This window comes from Bradyrhizobium sp. AZCC 1693 (genome assembly GCF_036924745.1).
Classification (GTDB): domain Bacteria; phylum Pseudomonadota; class Alphaproteobacteria; order Rhizobiales; family Xanthobacteraceae; genus Bradyrhizobium.
In genome coordinates this window covers 4,710,264-4,729,572 of the sequence record NZ_JAZHSD010000001.1, presented here as the reverse complement: position 1 = coordinate 4,729,572, position 19,309 = coordinate 4,710,264, and the positions used below count along the sequence as shown (strand labels likewise).

Sequence of the window (19,309 nt, the reverse complement as noted above, 5' to 3'; positions counted from 1 at the left end):
GGGCAGTTGATCGCCGTCAAAAACGACGTCTGCCATGACTGAAAATTGGCGTGCGACAAGGCATCGCCTGAACGCGCGGTCATGTTGCACCTGCGCGCTCGCTATGTTAGCAAAGCCGCGATTTTAACGATCCCGGCACCTCTCGTGCCGGTCGAAAATCGAAGTCCCGCTTGAATTCCAAGGGCTTGGATCGCTAGGCGCCGCTACCCGTGGCGACGGTTTTTCCCTTGCGAGTTTGACAGCAAAAAAAGAGCGTCTCCGTGGCTGCTGAAGATCCGTCCGTTTCGGGAGTGTCCGGCCGTTATGCTACGGCCTTGTTCGAGTTGGCGCGCGACGAGAAATCCGTCGACGCCGTCAGGGCCGATCTCGATAGATTCGAGGCCATGCTGAGCGAAAGCGCCGATCTGAAGCGCCTCGTTCGCAGCCCGGTTTTCTCGTCCGACGCGCAGGCGAAGGCGCTGAATGCCGTGCTCGACAAGGCCGGAATTACCGGCACCTCCGCCAAATTCCTCAAAGTCCTCACCGCCAATCGCCGGCTGTTCGCCGTCACTGACGTGATCCGCGCCTTCCGCGCGCTGGTGGCGAAGTACAAGGGCGAGGCGACCGCCGACGTCACCGTCGCCGAACAGCTCAATGAAAAGAATCTCGACGCGCTGAAGACCGCACTGAAATCGGTGACGGGCAAGGACGTCGCGCTCAACGTGAAAGTCGATCCCTCCATCATTGGCGGCCTTGTGGTCAAGCTCGGCAGCCGCATGGTGGATAGTTCGCTTCGCACCAAACTCAATTCGATCAAGCACGCGATGAAAGAGGCAGGCTGATGGACATCCGCGCCGCGGAAATTTCCGCGATCCTCAAGGACCAGATCAAGAATTTCGGCCAGGAGGCTGAGGTTACCGAAGTCGGACAGGTGCTGTCCGTCGGTGACGGTATCGCCCGCGTCTATGGTCTGGATAACGTCCAGGCCGGTGAAATGGTCGAGTTCGAGAACGGCACGCGCGGCATGGCGCTGAACCTCGAGACCGACAACGTCGGTATCGTGATCTTCGGCGCCGACCGCGAGATCAAGGAAGGCCAGACCGTCAAGCGCACCCGCGCCATCGTGGATACGCCGGTCGGCAAGGGCCTGCTCGGCCGCGTGGTCGACGCGCTCGGCAATCCCATCGACGGCAAGGGTCCGATCCAGGCCGACAAGCGCATGCGCATCGACGTCAAGGCACCCGGCATCATTCCGCGCAAATCGGTCAACGAGCCGATGGCGACCGGCCTCAAGGCGATCGATGCGTTGATCCCGATCGGCCGCGGCCAGCGCGAGCTGATCATTGGCGACCGCCAGACCGGCAAGACCGCGATCGCGCTCGACACCATCCTGAACCAGAAGCCGCTCAACGCGCAGCCGGACGAGAACATCAAGCTGTATTGCGTCTATGTCGCGATCGGCCAGAAGCGTTCGACCGTCGCCCAGTTCGTGAAGGTGCTCGAAGAGCAGGGCGCGCTGGAATATTCGATCGTCGTCGCCGCCACCGCGTCGGATCCGGCGCCGATGCAGTACATCGCGCCGTTCACCGGCTGCACCATGGGCGAGTACTTCCGCGACAACGGCATGCACGCCGTCATCATCTATGACGATTTGTCCAAGCAGGCCGTCGCCTACCGCCAGATGTCGCTCTTGCTGCGCCGCCCGCCGGGCCGCGAAGCCTATCCCGGCGACGTGTTCTATCTGCACTCCCGCCTGCTCGAGCGCGCCGCGAAGCTCAGCAAGGACCATGGTTCGGGCTCGCTCACCGCGCTGCCTGTCATCGAAACCCAGGCCAACGACGTGTCGGCCTACATCCCGACCAACGTGATTTCGATTACCGACGGGCAGATCTTCCTGGAAACCGATCTGTTCTTCCAGGGTATCCGCCCGGCGGTCAACGTCGGTTTGTCGGTGTCGCGCGTCGGATCCTCGGCGCAGACCAAGGCGATGAAAAAGGTCGCCGGCAAGATCAAGGGTGAGCTCGCGCAGTACCGCGAAATGGCAGCGTTCGCGCAGTTCGGCTCCGATCTCGACGCCTCGACCCAGCGCCTGCTCAACCGCGGCTCGCGTCTGACCGAACTTCTGAAGCAGCCGCAGTTCTCGCCGCTGAAGATGGAAGAGCAGGTCTGCGTGATCTGGGCCGGCACCAACGGCTACCTCGATCCGCTACCGGTCGACAAGGTACGCGGGTTCGAGGACGGTCTGCTGTCGCTGCTGCGCGGCAAGAACGTCGAGATTCTCAACGGCATCCGTGACAGTCGCGACCTCTCCGACGATCTCGCCGGCAAGCTGAAGAGCGTGGTCGAAGGTTACGCCAAGACGTTTGCTTGATTCATTCCGTCATGGCCGGGCTTGTCCCGGCCATCCACGTCCTTGACGTGGTGCAGACGGCAAGACGTGGATGCCCGGCACAAGGCCGGGCATGACGAACGAGGGATTTGCGACCAGGTTGAAAAACAGGTCGCCGGGGTGAACTGAGAATGGCTTCACTTAAAGATATGCGGGTCCGCATCGCCTCGACCAAGGCGACGCAGAAGATCACCAAGGCGATGCAGATGGTTGCGGCTTCAAAGCTGCGCCGTGCGCAGACCGCTGCCGAAGCGGCGCGGCCCTATGCCGAGAAGATGGACGCGGTGATCTCCAATATCGCCAGCGCCGCAGCCGCTTCGCCCGGCGCCCCGGCGCTGCTGGCCGGCACCGGCAGGGATCAGGTGCATCTGCTGCTGGTCTGCACCGGCGAGCGCGGCCTGTCCGGCGCCTTCAATTCGTCGATCGTGCGTTTGGCCCGTGAACGCGCGCAGTCGCTGATCGGCCAGGGCAAAGAGGTCAAGATTTTCTGCGTCGGCCGCAAGGGTTACGAGCAGCTCCGCCGCACCTTCGAGAAGAACATCGTCGAGCACGTCGACCTGCGCTCGGTTCGCCAGCTCGGATTCGTCAATGCCGAAGACATTGCCAAAAAGATTCTGGCGCGCTTCGAGGCCGGCGAGTTCGACGTCTGCACGCTGTTCTATTCGCGCTTCAAGTCCGTGATCTCGCAGATCCCGACCGCCCAGCAGGTTATTCCGCTGGTAGTGGAAGCGCCGGCAGCGAATGCCGGGCCGGCCACGTCCTACGAATACGAGCCGGAAGAAGACGAGATCCTGACGCGCCTGCTGCCGCGCAATCTCGCGGTGCAGATCTTCCGCGCATTGCTGGAAAACAACGCCTCGTTCTACGGCGCGCAGATGAGCGCGATGGACAATGCCACCCGTAACGCCGGCGACATGATCCGCAAGCAGACTTTGATCTACAACCGAACCCGTCAGGCCATGATCACCAAGGAGCTGATTGAAATCATCTCCGGCGCCGAGGCGATGTAACGGCGACGGGCACGATCAAGCTGACGGTTGTCTAGAGATACGAATTCGAAGGAGAGAGTTTATGGCCACACCCGCCAACCAGACCGGACGCATCACGCAGGTCATCGGCGCCGTCGTCGACGTGCAGTTCGAGGGATATCTGCCCGCCATTCTGAACGCGATCGAGACCAAGAACGGCGCCAACCGTCTGGTGCTCGAAGTGGCGCAGCATCTCGGCGAATCCACAGTGCGTACCATCGCGATGGACACCACCGAGGGTCTGGTTCGCGGTCAGGAAGTCACCGATACCGGCAACCCGATCATGGTGCCGGTCGGCGCCGGCACGCTCGGCCGCATCATCAACGTCATTGGCGAGCCCATCGATGAAGCCGGTCCCGTGGCTTCGGAAGGCATGCGCGCGATCCATCAGGAAGCGCCGACCTATACCGACCAGTCCACCGAGGCTGAAATTCTCGTCACCGGCATCAAGGTTGTCGACCTGCTGGCGCCCTACGCCAAGGGCGGCAAGATCGGCCTGTTTGGCGGCGCCGGCGTCGGCAAGACCGTGCTGATTCAGGAGCTGATCAACAACGTCGCCAAGGCCCATGGTGGTTACTCGGTGTTCGCCGGCGTCGGCGAGCGTACCCGCGAAGGCAACGACCTCTATCACGAGTTCATCGAATCCAAGGTCAACGCCGATCCGAAGAATCCCGATCCGAGCGTCAAGTCCAAATGCGCGCTGGTGTTCGGCCAGATGAACGAACCTCCGGGCGCCCGCGCCCGCGTCGGCCTTACCGGCCTGACGGTCGCCGAGCACTTCCGCGACCAGGGCCAGGACGTGCTGTTCTTCGTCGACAACATCTTCCGCTTCACGCAGGCCGGCTCCGAAGTGTCGGCGCTGTTGGGCCGTATTCCTTCGGCCGTGGGCTATCAGCCGACGCTTGCCACCGACATGGGCGCGCTGCAGGAGCGCATCACCACGACGCACAAGGGCTCGATCACTTCGGTGCAGGCGATCTACGTGCCGGCCGACGACTTGACCGACCCGGCGCCCGCCACCTCGTTCGCCCATCTGGACGCCACCACGGTGTTGAACCGCGCGATCTCGGAAAAGGGCATCTATCCGGCGGTGGACCCGCTCGACTCGACCTCGCGCATGCTCTCCCCGCTCGTCGTCGGCGAGGATCACTACAACACCGCGCGCATGGTTCAGCAGGTGCTGCAGAAGTACAAGTCGCTGCAGGACATCATCGCCATTCTCGGCATGGACGAACTATCGGAAGAGGACAAGATCGCCGTGGCCCGCGCCCGCAAGATCGAGCGCTTCCTGTCGCAGCCGTTCCACGTCGCTGAAGTCTTCACCGGCTCGCCCGGCAAGTTCGTCGATCTCGCCGACACCATCAAGGGCTTCCGCGCGATCTGCGAAGGCAAGTACGATCACCTGCCGGAAGCCGCCTTCTATATGGTCGGCACCATCGAAGAAGCCGTCGAGAAGGGCAAGAAGCTGGCTGCTGAAGCAGCCTAAGGGGCGAATGGCGAATAGGGAGTAGCGAATAGCGCTGCTCCCGTTCTTCCCCACTCGCTATTCGCTACTCACCATTCGCAGGTTTCCCATGGCTACCTTCCACTTCGATCTCGTCTCTCCCGAAAAGCTCGCCTTCTCCGGCGAAGTCGATCAGGTTGACGTTCCCGGCCTGGAAGGCGATTTCGGCGTGCTCGCCGGACACGCGCCGGTCGTAGCTGCGATCCGCCCGGGCATCCTGACCATCAGCACGGGTGGCGCGCACCAGAAGGTCATCGTGCTCGGTGGCCTTGCCGAAGTGTCGGACAATCGCCTCACCGTGCTCGCCGACGTCGCCACCTCGATACAGGATGTCGATCGGGCGCAGTTCGCCGAGACGATTGCCGAGATGGAAGCCAAGCTCGCCGAGAAGGAAGGGGACGAGCTCGATCACGCCATCGAGCGGCTCGATCACTTCAAGAGCATCCAGCACGAGCTTAGTGCGACCGCTATGCACTAAGCCCCGGGGTCCGCTCCGGGGCGCAATGGAGGCCCAAGTAAAACCGGCGCTCGTCACGATGTGACGGGCACTTTTTGTTTTGACCGCTTCCCGACGCCGACCAGCCGATACCCCGCCCCAAGTCAAAGGGCGTGCTTCGATCGGAATGCTGAGGTTGCGCCGGGGAACTTCTGGCGGCATTGTTCCGGATGCTGGTATTGATCCGGGGCTGCTTTCGATGAAACGCAAGATCGCGGCGATTTTTGCGGCCGATATTGCCGGCTACAGCCGATTGGTCGCCGAGGACGAAGAGGAGACGCTGCGGCGGCTCGCGTCCTATCGTCAGGTGACCGACGATTTCATCGCCAAAGGCGGCGGCCGCATTTTCAATACCGCTGGAGACGCCGTGCTCGCCGAATTCCCGAGCGCGGTCGAAGCGGTGCGCTGCGCGATCGACATCCAGGAGAGCCTGCGCACCCGCAACATGGCCTATCCGGCCAGCCGCCAGATGGCCTTTCGCATCGGCATCACGATCGGCGACGTGGTCGAGCGCGACGGCGACCTGCTGGGCGATGGCGTCAACATCGCCGCTCGCCTGGAGGGCCTCGCCGAGGTCGGCGGCATCTGTATTTCGCGCGCGGTGCACGAGCAGGTCGCCAACAAGCTCTCGGTTCAGTTCGCCGATATCGGCGCGCAGGAGGTGAAGAACATCCCGACGCCGGTGCACGCCTACATGGTGGCGATGCGCCGCGAGGACGGCACCTACACAACGCCGCAGGTCAAGAAGCCTGCGACGGCGCTAGGCGCCGCAGCCGAACTGGATGTGGCCGGTCGCGGTCACCGTGGTCAGCCTTGCCGCGATCGGGGTCGGCGGCTTTCTCTATTTCACCAAGCTCGAGACCTTGGCGCCGTCAAAGGTCGCCGCCCCAACTAGCGTTCCGAGTCCGGCGCCATCGGCTGCCGCCGCGCCGCCGCCATCGCCTTCGCCGCCGATGGTCGTATCGTCAGAAAAATTCGCTGCCGCCAGCATTCCCTTCATTGCCGACAAGGCCCGCGCCACGCTCGCTTCCGACTACGCACCCGCTGCCGATTTCAAGGCGTTCTCGCTCAATATCGGTGGCTTCAACGCTTTCGTCACCGCCCAGCCGAGCGAGGAGGCTGCGAAATCGGCCGCCGTAGAGCAATGCCAGAAGCGCGCCGACGCCGCGCAGTCGCCGCGCAAATGCGAATTATACGCGGTCGGCGACACCATCGTTTACGCGCACGGCAAGCCGCCAATGCCGCCATTGCCCTGGATCAGGCATGACGCCGTGACCGAGCAGCCCTTCGCCGCCGGGAACGTCCCGCTCACCCGCGACGGCGGCAAGGCGCGGCTTGAAGCCGTCTATGCGCCGGCGCGAAAGAACAAGGCGCTCGCGCTGGGCCCCGGCGGCGCGCTGTTCTTTCCCATTGCGCTGGACACCGTCGAGGAAGCTGTGCGGCGTGCCCTGGAGTCATGCGGCGGGATCGCCGGCGTCCCCTGCACGATCGTTGCGCTCAACGACAATTTCGTCGTTCCGATTCCGGCCTCGCTCAGGATAACCGGCTTCTTCAAGGCTGCCGGTAATACGATGATATCAGCCGACGCGCGCGACGATGTCGCGCGCCGGGTCGCGGAGGCCTCGAGCGGCTGGAACGTGGTGGCGGTCGGCGCGGCCGGCCGGCCGGGGCTGGGATTGAAGGCGGCGACCGAGCAGGCTGCGATCAATGGCGCGCTCGCCGAATGCGCCACGCGCGACAACAATTGTCAGGTTATTGCCATCGGCCCATTTTCGGTCGGACCGAACTAGCCCGGCGGCGGCGGTCTGACGCCGCCGCCATTGTCGTCATTGGCTGCTGATGGGGATGCGTTTGACGGCCGAACGGGCCTGTTCGGATTTCGGCAGCGTGATCGTCAAGACGCCGTCATGGAATTTGGCTTCGGCCTTGTCTTCCTCGACCCCGTCGAGCGGAATCTGCCGCTCGAACGAACCGTAGTAGCGCTCGGAGAAGTATCTGCCGCCATTATCGGTTCGCTCGGACTTCTTCTCGCCGCGCAGGGTCAGAACGCCGTTGGCGATCTCGACCTGAACGTCTTTTTCCGTCAGACCGGGCAGCTCAGCCGAAACGGTCAGTTCCTTGTCGTTTTCCTTGAGCTCGATGCTCGGCCATCCGAAGCGGCCTTCCATCAGCGGACTGCCGAAGCGCGCGGGCGCCCCGAATCCGCGGAAGACATCGTCGAACAGCCGATTCATCTCCCGGTGCAGGGTGAAGAAGGGATCGAAGCTGCCGCGCGAAGGCGCAAGCTCCTGGTTTCTCGACCATGGAATCAGATCACGAATAGCCATAATGTCCTCCTCATAAGGATTTCTGCATATCGATAGTTATAGGCCCGCGCGCGGGTCGGTAATCCGCGCGCCGAGCCTTCATTGCCGAAGAGCGGCGTTAGGCCGCCTTCTGTTCGATCTGGAGGGAAGCGCCGGCGCTTCCGATCGGGATACGCCGCGGCTTCATCGAGTCAGGCACTTCGCGAACCAGATCGACGATCAGCAGGCCGTCCTTGAACGAGGCCTGCTTGACCTGAACATAGTCGGCAAGGCTGAACACCCGGCGGAACGGCCGGGCCGCGATGCCGTGATACAGGTACTCGCGTTGTTCGGCGTCGGGCTTCTTACCCTCGATGATCAGCGTGTCCCGTTCTGCGGTCACGGTAATGTCGTCCATGCCGAAGCCAGCAACAGCGAGCGAAATCCGATAAGCGTCTTCGCCGCAACGTTCGACATTGTAGGGCGGATAATTGTCGTCGGCGGACTGCCGCAAACTGCTGTCGAGCAGGTCCGCCAGATGATCGAAACCGATCGTCGAGCGCCACAAAGGCGAGAAGTCAAAGGTCCTCATAGCCAAGTCCTCCTAAGAGCAAGATGGATACGAAGGAGCGTCGGACACCGTCCGGCGCCCACTCAACTCGCCGGACCCGATCTGGCATCCGGCACCGCGGTCAGCGGCAAAAATCGAATTAGAAAAGGGCCAAAAAGTTCCAAGGGGCCGCATTCAAAATTATTAGATGCGGCCGTTCGCGGCTGCGGCAGGCTCAATCCGGAGTTAACGGGCGGGCCGGGCGCCGAAGGTCCGCCAGATCGGCTGCGGCTTTGCGGCCGGTTTCGGGCTCCAGGTGAACCGTGGAGGGTCGCGGTTCGACCGGCCTCCGGCCGATCGCCAGCAGCATGAACAGACTGCGGTAAACCTGATATCGGGCCGCCGGACGGGTACGTTCGCGCCCGTGCATGATCAGCGTGCCATTCCGGTGCACCCGCCACTCCCAACTCCGGCGGCGCTTGGCTACAGTCACATCCATCATGGGAGGCAAAACACCGGTGCGGGTTATTTCAAGCTGAGCCCGTTAGTCTGCGCTCGATACAAAAAGGTTCGCTGAAACAAACCACCGACAGCATCGGGCGCTCACTGCGAGCTCGGCCGGCCGAAAAATATTTAACGACAAGACGCCGTCAAGTGCCTCGTCCGCGACCGCGGTGAGACCGTGCAATCTAGCGGGTGAATTCTGCAAAATGCCGCGCCACCATCCGATAGACGTCGCGCCGGAACGGCACGACCAAGTCGGCGACGCGGTCGAGCCGCTCCCAGCGCCAGGAATCGAATTCGGCCGGCTGGCCGTTGCGCGGCGTCAGCGGGTCAATCTCGTCGTCGCGGCCGGTGAACCGTAGCGCGAACCATTTCTGCCGCTGGCCGCGGAATTGGGCGAGGCGATGCGTGGACGGTCCGTGATAGGGCGGGAATTCATATTTTATCCAATCGGTCTCGCCGAGATATTCGGCGCTGACCGCCCCGGTCTCCTCCCAGAGTTCGCGCATGACGGCATCGCGCGGGTTCTCGCCGGCGTCGATGCCGCCCTGCGGCATCTGCCATTCGAGGCCGGGAAGAATGATTTCCGGTCCATCGTCCCGGAAGCGATGCCCGATCAGCACCTCGCCGGAGGCGTTGAACAGCGCAATGCCCACATTGGGCCGATAGGGTTTGTCGGACATGGCGTTTGGGGGTGCCGAGTAGCGCCGCGACAGCGCGTCAAAATGAAGAGGGCTAGCCGCCCGCGAGGCTGGCGAATTCCTTGACCACGCGTTCGTAGACCGGCCGCTTGAACGGGACGATCAGGTTCGGGAGATTTTTCATTGGCTCCCAGCGCCAGTTCACGAATTCGGCCTTGTGTCCGCCGCCGGGGCTTGAGACGTTGATTTCGGCGTCCTTGCCGGTAAAGCGCACGGCGTACCATTTCTGCCGTTGCCCGCGGTAACGGCCCTTCCAGGCGCGGCCGGCCACCGTGCGTGGAATGTCGTAGATCAGCCAATCCGGGACTTCGCCGAGCTTCTCCACCGAGCGGACGCTGGTTTCCTCATAAAGCTCGCGCTTGGCGGCCTCCCAGGTGTCCTCGCCGGGATCGACGCCGCCCTGCGGCATCTGCCAGACGTGGGCTTGATCGACATGTTCGATGCCGCCGGCGCGGCGGCCAATGAAGACCAGCCCGGCCGCATTGATCAGCATCATGCCGACGCAGGTCCGGTAAGGCAGGTCCTCGTAGCGCGCCATGTCCCTCACGATTCCTTTGCCTGCATCAAGTCCATCCGCAGCCGGTCGTTCCGGCGCAGTCCGGGAAAGTCCGGATCGCCGCCATCAGCTTGATCTCTAGCCTGATTTTGATTTCAGCATCGCCGTTGTCAATGGCACAAGCATGATGCCGCGGCTATCGAGGGTCTTGATCCAGGCGGCAAGCCGCTCGATCGAAATCGGCAGCGCCGAGGCGACGCCCACGGCGAGCCCCCGCTCCTTGGCGAGCGTCTCCAGCTTGACCAGCGTCCGGTCGATCTCGGCCGAGGTCGGCACGGCATCGATGGTAAAATCGGCCTTGGCGAAGGGCATCGATTCGGACGCCGTCAGGGAAGGCGCGGCGCTGCGCGGCGAGGAGCCGTCATCGAGATAGCCGAGACCGCGCTTGGCCGCTTCGCGGATGATCGGCTGCATCACGGTGTCGGTCGCCGTGAAACGCGCACCCATGAAATTGGCGATTCCCGCATAGCCCTGGAACCGGCTGAGGTGCCAGCACAGCCGGTCGATGTTCTGCTCGGGCGTCAGCGTCGTGAGCAGCGTCTGCGGGCCGGGGTCATTGTCGGGATAGTCGAACGGCTCCATCGGAACCTGAAGCAGGATCTCGTGGCGCTGCGCACGGGCCCGCTCGGCGAGCTTGGCGGGGTCTGCCCCATAGGGGGTGAATGCCAGCGTTACGGCCGGCGGCAGCTTCATGATGGCATCGGCCGTCTTGGCGGCGCCGACCCCGAGCCCGCCGACCACGATGGCGACGACAGGCATCTTGGCGGCCTTGGTGCGGTCGGCGTCGGCCGCATAGACCGTGAAGGGTTTCAGGCCGTCGGCAACCACCGGGATCATGCCGTAACGGGACTTTTCCAGCAGCCGCTGGTCGATGCCGGCCATTGCCATCGTCGGCGCAGGCTCGGCACCGGTTTTGTCGGCGGCATCGCTGCTGATCACGACATCCTGGCGCTTGCCGCTGGAGCCGTCGATGATGGTGACGGTCTTGTTGTCGCCGCTTGGAGCCTGCTGTGCCGATTTCGCCGCCTGTCCGGCGTGGCCCGAGGCCGGCTGCTTTTCGTCCGCTGCCGGCTGGCGCAGCGCGATACGGGCGACCGGTTCGCCGCCGAACGGGTTGTCGGTGAAGAGGGCTACGGCGAGGAAGGCGACCAGGAACAGGCCAAGCAGCACAGCCAGCGCCTGCATCGCAGTGAAGGGCAGCCGGAACCGGCGCTTCTGGCGCGCTGTCTTCTGTCCGAGCGGCGTGCTCAGATCGTCGGTCATTTCCGTCATGGACCTCCCCGAATCACCGGGGCCGACGATACCACGGCGGCCCGGATTCGAGCGCCTGCGCCGCTCCCGCAAAAGCACCGTTCGGGGGCCGGAGGCCGCAACCGGCGACGAAAAAGGGCGGCCCGGTGAGCCGCCCTTTGGATGATGAATTATCAGGGATCGTTGGGTTAGTTCGCGGCCTTGTTGGCCGGCTTTTCGACCGCCGCCTTGTCGCCGGTCGCCGGTGCCGCGGTCGCCGTCGACTTGATGCCGTGCAGCAGGTCGGCCGCCGTCTTCAGCGCCTTGTCGTCCTTGGCGTCCGGCGGCACGTAGGATTGCGAGCCGGTCTTTTCGTCGCCATCCGTTTTCAGATGGCCGCGCAGCGAGGCCTCGCCCTTGGTGTCGGTGCGCGTCTTCAGTTCGTCCGGCACGTCCTGCAGCACCTCGATATCGGGCACGATGCCCTTGGCCTGGATCGACTTGCCCGACGGCGTGAAGTAGCGCGCGGTGGTGAGGCGCAGCGCACCGTTGCCGCTGCCGAGCGGGATGATGGTCTGCACCGAGCCCTTGCCGAACGAACGCGTGCCAACCAGCGTGGCCCGCTTGTGATCCTGCAGCGCGCCGGCGACGATTTCGGAGGCCGAGGCCGAGCCGCCATTGACAAGCACGATGATCGGCTTGCCCTTGGTCAGGTCGCCCGAGTGGGCGGCGCGGCGCTGGGTTTCCTCGGCATTGCGGCCGCGGGTCGAGACGATCTCGCCGCGCTCCAGGAAGGTGTCGGAAACGGTGACCGCTTCCTCCAGCAAGCCGCCGGGATTGTTTCGCAGATCGATGATGTAGCCCTTGAGCTTGTCGCCGAGCTGGTTCGAGAGGTTGCCGATCTCGCGCTTCAGGCCCTCGGTGGTCTGCTCGTTGAAGGTGGTGACGCGGATATAGGCGATGTCGTCCTGTTCGACGCGCGCGCGCACCGAGCGGACGCGGATGTTGTCGCGCACCAGCGTGACTTCGATCGGATTGTCCTGGCCCTTGCGGATGATCTTGAGGCGGATCTTGGTGTTGACCGGCCCGCGCATCTTCTCGACCGCCTGGTTGAGGGTGAGACCCTGCACGGCTTCGTCGTCGAGATTGGTGATGATGTCGTTGGCCATGATGCCGGCCTTCGACGCCGGGGTGTCGTCGATCGGCGAGACCACCTTGATCAGGCCGTCTTCCATCGTGACCTCGATGCCGAGCCCGCCGAATTCACCGCGGGTCTGCACCTGCATGTCGCGGAAGCTCTTTGCGTCCATGTAGCTCGAATGCGGATCGAGGCCGGCCAGCATGCCCGAGATCGCCGATTCGACCAGCTTGCTGTCGTCGGGCTTCTCGACATAGTCGCTGCGGACGCGCTCGAACACGTCGCCGAACAGATTGAGTTGGCGGTAGGTGTCCGAGGTTGCCGCACGCGCACTCGAACCCATCATCAGCACAGAGCGAGGCTGCGTGACGAAGAGCGTCAAAGCCGCACCGGTGGCGGCGCTGAGAAGAATTACAGAAGTCTTGCGCATCATCCGCGAACCTTTTCGCCTTCGTTAGCGGCCCACCATGGGCCTGAGTCGATTGGAGTGCCGTCCTTACGGAACTCGACATAGAGCACCGGCTGGCTCGCGGTCGTCGCGAGAATGGATGCAACCCGGGACGTCGATCCCATAGTCGCGACCGGCTCTCCCGTAAGTACAAACTGGCCGATGTTTACCGAAATGCGCTCCATCCCGGCGATCAGGACATGATACCCGCCCCCGGCATTGAGGATCAAGAGTTGTCCGTAGCTCCGGAAGGGTCCGGCGTAAACAACCCAGCCGTCACACGGTGTTGTGACCTGAGCCCCGGCCTTGGTTGCCAAGGAAATGCCTTTTTCCACGCCACCAGCACCGTCGGAACCGCCAAATTCGCGAATCTTGCGGCCATTGACCGGAAAAGCGAACAGGCCCTTGGCGGAGGAAAATGCGATGGCCGGGCTTAATCGGGCAGGGTCCTTCAGCGCCCCCAGGTTAGGTTTGCCGTTGGGGGCAGCCGGAGCGCCCTGCAGGCTGGCGGCTGCGGCCGCTTTGGCCGCACTCTTCAGGTCCTGCTCCATTTTCGTGATCAGGCCCTGCAGGCCCTCGACCTGCCTGGACAGGTTGATGGCGCGCGCACCTTCGGCCTCGACGTCCTTTTCGATCGCGCTCTGCTTGCGCTGCCGCTCTTCCACCAGCGCAGCCAGCCTGACGGAATCGTCCTTCAGCCTGTCGCGATCCCGCGCCAGCACGTCGCGCTCGGTGGCGATGGTCTTGCGCAAATTCACGAGCTCGCCGAGATCGGCGGCAAGTTTCTCCGCGCGTCCGCGCAGTTCGGGGACGACCGATCCGAGCAGCATGGCAGTGCGCAGCGATTCCAACGCGTCTTCGGGCCGGACCAACAGCGCCGGCGGCGTGCGCCGGCCGGCGCGCTGCAGCGCCGCCAGCACCTCGACGATTTCGGTGCGACGTGAATCGAGCGAAGCCCTGACCTGCTGCTCGCGGGCGTCGAGCGGGCGCAGACGGGCCTCGGTCTCACCGATGCGGGTCTCGACGCTGCGCACCTGGGTGGCGATGTCGATCAGTTGCTGGTTGAGCTTGGAGCGGTCCTGACCGATTGCCGCGATATCGGCCTTTAGTTTTTGCTGAAGTTCGGCCGCCTTGCGCTGCTGCTCGCGCGTGGCCTCCAGCTCCTCCTCGCGCTGCTTGATGGCATCGGGGGAAACGGCCGTCGCCTGCTGTGCGGGCGCCGCGGACTGCGCTACCGCCGGCGAAAGCGATGCCGCAACGATGCTTGCGGAAAGCAGCAGCAGCAGGGAAAGCGAGACAGCCGGCATCGGCGGCATGCCGCGGCCGGTGGAGTCGAATGAGTGAGTGTCCCGCGTTGAATGCATCCGGTCTATTCGGCGTTATCCGTATTCACGTCACCGTGCCTTACGCGCGATGGTAGGGGTGGCCGGCCAGAATGGTCGCGGCCCGGTAAATCTGTTCAAGAAGCATGACGCGGACCATTTGATGCGGCCAGGTCGCCGAGCCGAACGCAATGCGTAATTTAGCCTTGCGCTGCAAATCGGGCGAAAGTCCGTCCGCGCCTCCGATCGCGAAAATAGTGTTGGCAATCCCTTGATCCCGCCAATCGCCGAGCTGCCGGGCGAAAGTCGCGCTATCGACGGTCTTGCCGTGCTCGTCCAGCGCCACCAGCACGGATTTCTCCGGTATCGCCGCCGCAATCGCCGCGGCTTCCTCCGATATCCGGGTCGCGGCGTCGCGCGCGCGGCTTTCCGGAATTTCATGAATCGTGAGGCCGCGAAAGCCGAGCTTGCGGCCGATGTCCTCGAAGCGCTCGCGATAGCGCTCGGCCAGTTCCTGTTCCGGACCCTGCTTCAGCCGGCCGATTGAGACCACGACAAGGCGCATGAATGCTGTTTCTGGCGTGCACTTTCCGGCACGCGCGCTTTTCGCGCGCGCTGGGCAGACTACATGCGCTCAGCCGATTCGCATCGGCCGAGCGTTCAGATCGCCGCCGCCGCAGGGTTTTGCGCCCACAACCTTTCGAGATTGTAGAATTCGCGCACCTCGGGCCTGAACACGTGCACGACCACATCGCCGGAATCGATCAGCACCCAGTCGCAATTGGGCAAGCCCTCGACATGGATGTTCCTGATGCCGTTTTCCTTCAGGGCTTTCGTGACGTTTTCCGCGATCGCGCCGACATGCCGGTTGGCCCGGCCTGACGTGACGATCATGAAGTCGGAAAAGGCGGATTTGCCGCGAAGGTCGATGGTGACCGTTTCTTCCGCCTTCATATCGTCGAGGCGGGAGAGGATCATATTCAGCGTCTTGTCGGCGTCGGGTTGCGCCTTCAAGGCCGCAGCTTGTGTCGATGTTTTACGCGGGGTCTTGGCAGACTTGCCATTGCTGGTCTTGCTACCAGTCGCCTTGGGTAAAACAGACTTGGACAATACAGATGTGGCCAGGGACCATTCCTTTCACTGTATCGCGAACGCCGAATCCTGGCGTCCGCCGACTATATTAGGCATGTGGGGTTAATGGTTTCAATATTCCAGTGAGCCCCGCCTGCCGCTTCGAACCAGACTGTCACTTCTTTGCCTTCCAGCTCCCGTCGGAGTTCCGAAGGCCGGTCGATGACATCTTCAGTTTCATGCCGGTGAGGAAAACCCAGGCAGGGGCCCGCTGATCGGTCAGCCGGGCCGCCTGGTTCTCGGGCAATCTATAGCGCGCCAGCGCCTGGGCGGCAGGGGCGGCAAGCGCCCGGAAACTCTGCGGCGGGCGGTCGATCACGGCGATCGGCACCTCGGTAGCGATGCGCCGCCAATCCTTCCAGCGATGGAACTGCGCGAGATTGTCGGCGCCCATGATCCAGACGAAACGCACGCCTGAAACGCGGCGGCGCAAATGAATGATCGTATCGACGGTGTACCTGACCCCGATGACAGCTTCGAGACAGCTGATATCGATGCGCGGATCGTCGGCGACCTCGAGCGCAGCGCGGGCGCGTTCGGAGAGGCCGTGCAGTCGCCCGGTATCCTTGAGCGGATTGCCCGGCGTCAGCAGCCACCAGACGCGATCGAGCTTCAGGCGCTTGATCGCAAACAGGCTGATGGCGCGATGCGCCGCGTGCGGCGGATTGAACGAACCGCCGAGCAGGCCGATGCGCATGCCGTTGGTATGGAAGGGGATGGTTTGCGCGGCCGATTGCAATTGCATCAGCCGGGTCACCGTGTGCGCGGGCTGGCGTTCATGGCCGCGTCTGCCCGGTGCCGCGAACGCGATACTTGAAGCTCGTCAGCTGCTCGGCGCCAACAGGGCCACGGGCGTGGAATTTGCCGGTGGCAATCCCGATCTCGGCGCCGAAGCCGAACTCGCCGCCATCGGCGAACTGCGTCGATGCGTTGTGCAGCACGATCGCGGAATCGACCTCGCTGAGGAATTTCTCGGCCGCCTTTGTATCCTCGGCCACGATCGCATCGGTGTGGCGCGAGCCGTGGTCCTGGATATGCGCGATCGCGTCATCGACGCCGTCGACGACACGCGCGGCGATGATGGCGTCGAGATACTCGGTGTCCCAGTCATCGTCGGTTGCCGGCTTCACCCGCGCGTCGATCTTCTGCACGACGTCGTCGCCGCGCACCTCGCAGCCGGATTCGATCAGCATCTCGACCAGCGGCTTCAGATTGGTCGCGGCGCCTGCGCGATCAACCAGTAGAGTCTCGGCCGCTCCGCAGACGCCGGTACGGCGCATCTTGGCGTTCAGCACGATCGACTTGGCCATCTCGAGATTGGCAGTGCGATCGACATAGACGTGGTTGACGCCTTCGAGATGCGCGAACACCGGCACGCGCGCTTCGGCCTCGACGCGCGCCACCAGGCTCTTGCCGCCGCGCGGCACGATCACGTCGATGCCGCCGCCCAATCCCGACAGCATTAATCCAACAGCTGCGCGGTCGCGTGTCGGGACCAGGGTGATCGCAGCTTCCGGCAGGCCCGCCTCGCGCAGGCCCTGCGCCAGGCAGTCATGGATGGCGCGGCAGGAGCGAAAACTGTCGGAGCCGCCGCGCAGGATCACGGCGTTGCCGGACTTCACGCACAGCACGCCGGCATCCGCCGCGACGTTGGGACGGCTCTCGAAGATCACGCCGATCACGCCGAGCGGCACGCGCACGCGCTCGATGGTCATGCCGTTCGGCCGCTGCCAGCTCTCGGTGACGGACCCGACCGGATCGGGGATGCCGCGCACGGTGGCCACGCCGTCGGCCATCGCCTCGATGCGCGCAGGCGTCAGCGTCAGCCGATCGATGAAGGCCGATGTCGCCCCACCGGCGCGCACTTCCGCAACGTCCTCGGCATTGGCCGCGAGAATCTTTTCTGCGTTGGCGCGGATCGCCCGCTCGATCGCCTCCAGCGCACGGTTCTTCTGCTCCGGCGGCGCCAGCGCCAGCACCCGCGCGGCGGCGCGCGCCCGGTTGCCGAGGTCTGTCATCAAAGCGGGCAGATCGGCTTTGCCGTCGATTGCCTTGAGGGGGGCGGTCATCGGAGGTCTCGGGGTCTAGAGTAAGGCCATGTCCTAGCACGGAAATCCTGCTTTTGCGAGGTCCGGAACCGACATGGCTGGTTGGCGCTTCGGACTAAGTCAATGACCCAGTCGTCGAATGATAATTGGTAGCCTCGGCTTGCGGGTTGTAGCGAATATCATTAAATATTATTTTATGATATCCGGGAGCGACCTATGGCCACCAGCTACAGCATCGGCAAACACTTCGAGGAAATGATCGAAGGCCTGCTCGAGAGCGGCCGCTACTCGACGGCCAGTGAGGTCATGCGCGAGGGCTTGCGGCTGGTTGAAGAGCGGGAGGAGCGACGCAAGGCAAAGCTTGAGGCGTTGCGCGCCGAGATTCAGAAGGGCTTCGACAGCGGGCCGATGGAGGAAGTTGATCTCTCCGAATGGATCGAAGGCATAAAGACGCGGGGACGGCAAAGACTGGCCGCGCGCAAACGTGCCGAATAAATTTCGCAAACTTCCGCAGGCCGACCTCGATCTCGATTCGATCTGGGATTTTGTCGCCGTTGACGACATTCAGGCCGCGGAGCGGCTGATCAATCGCATTGGCAACGTTTTTCAGATGCTCATCGAGAATCCGTTGGCAGGGCGCGAACGTCCGAACTGCGAAGGAATTTGCGCAGTTTCCCAGTCGGAAACTACGTTATCTTCTACAGCCCTGTCTCCGACGGCATCGAAGTCGTTCGCGTGATGAACAGCCGGCAGGACATCGGCGCTGACGATATGGCATGAAGCTAGGCGGGATCGGTCGATCTAGGCCCGCCCACCACCAGATCATCGCGGTGGATCATCTCCGCCCGGCCGCTGACGCCGAGGATTGCCATCACGTCCGGCGAGGAGCGGCCTTTGATCTTTTCGGCATCCTCGGCGTCGTAGGCGACGAGGCCGCGGCCGATCTCGTGGGTGTCGGGGCCGCGCACCACGACCGCATCGCCGCGGGCGAACTGGCCCTCGATCCGGATCACGCCGGCCGGCAGCAGGCTTTTGCCTGCGCGCAAGGCCGCGACCGCGCCGGCATCGATGGTCAGTGTGCCCTTCGGCTCCAGCGAGCCCGCGATCCAGCGTTTTCGCGCGGCGACGGGATTGGCCGGCGTCAGGAACCAGGTGCAGCGACCGCCGTCCGCAATCGCCTGCAGCGGATGCTCGATCTTGCCCGACGCGATCAGCATGTGCGTGCCTGATGTGGTCGCGATCTTCGCCGCCTCGATCTTGGTGAACATGCCGCCGCGCGACAATTCGGATTCGGCCGCGCCCGCCATGCCTTCGATTTCCGAGGTGACGGATTCGACGATCGGAATCAGTTTGGCGTTGGGATTGGCGCCGGGCGGCGCGTCATAGAGGCCGTCGATATCGGACAGCAGGATCAGCAAATCGGCGCTCGCCATGGTGGCGACGCGCGCGGCGAGGCGATCATTGTCGCCATAGCGGATTTCGTTGGTCGCAACCGTGTCGTTCTCGTTGATCACGGGCACCGCGCGCCATTCCAGCAGTTTTGCGATGGTCGAGCGGGCGTTGAGATAGCGGCGGCGCTCCTCGGTGTCCTGCAGCGTCACCAAAATCTGTCCGGCGCCGATACCGTGAGCCCCGAGCACTTCCGACCAGATCCGCGCCAGCGCGATTTGTCCCACCGCTGCGGCACCCTGGCTTTCCTCGAGCCTCAACGGGCCGCGCGGCAATTTTAAACGGCTGCGGCCGAGCGCAATCGAGCCCGATGAGACCACCAGCACGTCGCGGCCTTCGCCGTGCAGCTTGGCGATATCGGCCGCCAGCGCCGACAGCCACGCCGCGCGAACCTCGCCCGCATGGGAGTCGATCAGCAGCGAGGAGCCGACCTTGACGACGATGCGGCGGAAATTTTTGAGCGCGGGGCGTTTCATGGGTGCGGTCGAATGAGGCGGATGGTCGGGAAGCAATACGCGCCAGCTCCCCGATTTGGAAGTGGCGCGGCCGGC

General features: G+C 63.7%; 18 protein-coding genes and 2 pseudogenes. 8 read left to right on the top strand and 12 right to left on the bottom strand.

Features of this window, described 5'->3' with window-relative positions:
• Positions 1-260: 260 nt before the first annotated feature.
• The 6 genes and pseudogenes from V1293_RS22545 to V1293_RS22520 all read left to right on the top strand — a co-directional run bounded on the left by V1293_RS22545 (position 261) and on the right by V1293_RS22520 (position 7,186).
• Positions 261-821 carry a F0F1 ATP synthase subunit delta gene (locus V1293_RS22545; RefSeq protein ID WP_334512319.1) on the top strand — a complete coding sequence of 187 codons (561 nt, stop codon included), beginning with the start codon at positions 261-263 and terminating at the stop codon, positions 819-821.
• Positions 821-2,350, top strand: coding sequence for a F0F1 ATP synthase subunit alpha (gene atpA, locus V1293_RS22540; RefSeq protein WP_334512317.1), 1,530 nt, complete (start codon positions 821-823; stop codon positions 2,348-2,350). Before V1293_RS22545 ends, atpA begins: the two co-directional genes overlap by 1 nt.
• Positions 2,351-2,499: 149 nt before the next feature.
• Positions 2,500-3,378: a F0F1 ATP synthase subunit gamma gene (locus tag V1293_RS22535; protein WP_334512315.1), complete on the top strand. Its 879-nt coding sequence runs from the start codon at positions 2,500-2,502 to the stop codon at positions 3,376-3,378.
• Positions 3,379-3,439: 61 nt separating this feature from the next.
• Entirely contained in the window at positions 3,440-4,882 is a 1,443-nt protein-coding gene (gene atpD / locus V1293_RS22530; RefSeq protein WP_334512312.1) for a F0F1 ATP synthase subunit beta, read from the top strand.
• A gap of 88 nt (positions 4,883-4,970) precedes the next feature.
• A complete protein-coding gene (locus tag V1293_RS22525; protein WP_334512310.1) occupies positions 4,971-5,378 on the top strand; it encodes a F0F1 ATP synthase subunit epsilon in 408 nt (135 codons plus the stop codon).
• Positions 5,379-5,595: 217 nt separating this feature from the next.
• Positions 5,596-7,186 (top strand): annotated as a pseudogene (locus tag V1293_RS22520) (adenylate/guanylate cyclase domain-containing protein).
• Between the two features lie 36 nt (positions 7,187-7,222).
• Here V1293_RS22520 and V1293_RS22515 read toward each other — a convergent pair.
• The 11 genes from V1293_RS22515 to V1293_RS22465 all read right to left on the bottom strand — a co-directional run bounded on the left by V1293_RS22515 (position 7,223) and on the right by V1293_RS22465 (position 17,330).
• A complete protein-coding gene (locus tag V1293_RS22515) occupies positions 7,223-7,723 on the bottom strand; it encodes an Hsp20/alpha crystallin family protein (RefSeq protein ID WP_334512308.1) in 501 nt (166 codons plus the stop codon).
• A gap of 97 nt (positions 7,724-7,820) precedes the next feature.
• Positions 7,821-8,273 (bottom strand): Hsp20 family protein, encoded by a 453-nt coding sequence (locus V1293_RS22510; protein WP_334512305.1) that lies wholly within the window; start codon positions 8,271-8,273, stop codon positions 7,821-7,823.
• Positions 8,274-8,920: 647 nt separating this feature from the next.
• Positions 8,921-9,418 carry an RNA pyrophosphohydrolase gene (locus tag V1293_RS22505; RefSeq protein ID WP_334512303.1) on the bottom strand — a complete coding sequence of 166 codons (498 nt, stop codon included), beginning with the start codon at positions 9,416-9,418 and terminating at the stop codon, positions 8,921-8,923.
• A 52-nt stretch (positions 9,419-9,470) separates the two neighbouring features.
• Positions 9,471-9,974 carry an RNA pyrophosphohydrolase gene (locus V1293_RS22500; protein ID WP_334512301.1) on the bottom strand — a complete coding sequence of 168 codons (504 nt, stop codon included), beginning with the start codon at positions 9,972-9,974 and terminating at the stop codon, positions 9,471-9,473.
• Between the two features lie 96 nt (positions 9,975-10,070).
• Positions 10,071-11,264, bottom strand: coding sequence for a divergent polysaccharide deacetylase family protein (locus V1293_RS22495; RefSeq protein WP_334512299.1), 1,194 nt, complete (start codon positions 11,262-11,264; stop codon positions 10,071-10,073).
• 167 nt (positions 11,265-11,431) lie between these two features.
• Positions 11,432-12,793, bottom strand: a complete 1,362-nt coding sequence (locus tag V1293_RS22490) for a S41 family peptidase (RefSeq protein ID WP_334512296.1) — start codon at positions 12,791-12,793, stop codon at positions 11,432-11,434.
• Positions 12,790-14,172, bottom strand: a complete 1,383-nt coding sequence (locus tag V1293_RS22485; protein WP_442894266.1) for a murein hydrolase activator EnvC family protein — start codon at positions 14,170-14,172, stop codon at positions 12,790-12,792. Before V1293_RS22485 ends, V1293_RS22490 begins: the two co-directional genes overlap by 4 nt.
• A gap of 40 nt (positions 14,173-14,212) precedes the next feature.
• Positions 14,213-14,695, bottom strand: coding sequence for a 23S rRNA (pseudouridine(1915)-N(3))-methyltransferase RlmH (rlmH, locus tag V1293_RS22480; RefSeq protein WP_334512295.1), 483 nt, complete (start codon positions 14,693-14,695; stop codon positions 14,213-14,215).
• 95 nt (positions 14,696-14,790) lie between these two features.
• Entirely contained in the window at positions 14,791-15,144 is a 354-nt protein-coding gene (gene rsfS / locus V1293_RS22475; protein WP_334512294.1) for a ribosome silencing factor, read from the bottom strand.
• A 232-nt stretch (positions 15,145-15,376) separates the two neighbouring features.
• On the bottom strand, positions 15,377-16,006 hold the full coding sequence (locus tag V1293_RS22470) for a nicotinate-nucleotide adenylyltransferase (RefSeq protein ID WP_334512292.1): 630 nt from the start codon (positions 16,004-16,006) through the stop codon (positions 15,377-15,379).
• Between the two features lie 31 nt (positions 16,007-16,037).
• Positions 16,038-17,330, bottom strand: a complete 1,293-nt coding sequence (locus tag V1293_RS22465; protein ID WP_334512290.1) for a glutamate-5-semialdehyde dehydrogenase — start codon at positions 17,328-17,330, stop codon at positions 16,038-16,040.
• Between the two features lie 195 nt (positions 17,331-17,525).
• Between V1293_RS22465 and V1293_RS22460 the strand changes: the two genes are divergently transcribed.
• Together V1293_RS22460 and V1293_RS36210 are read left to right on the top strand one after the other, a co-directional pair.
• Positions 17,526-17,804 (top strand): type II toxin-antitoxin system ParD family antitoxin, encoded by a 279-nt coding sequence (locus V1293_RS22460; protein ID WP_334512287.1) that lies wholly within the window; start codon positions 17,526-17,528, stop codon positions 17,802-17,804.
• A pseudogene (locus V1293_RS36210) lies at positions 17,794-18,089 on the top strand (type II toxin-antitoxin system RelE/ParE family toxin). Before V1293_RS22460 ends, V1293_RS36210 begins: the two are co-directional and overlap by 11 nt.
• A gap of 2 nt (positions 18,090-18,091) precedes the next feature.
• Here the strand turns inward: V1293_RS36210 and proB are convergent.
• Entirely contained in the window at positions 18,092-19,234 is a 1,143-nt protein-coding gene (gene proB / locus V1293_RS22445; RefSeq protein ID WP_334512285.1) for a glutamate 5-kinase, read from the bottom strand.
• Positions 19,235-19,309: the final 75 nt, after the last annotated feature.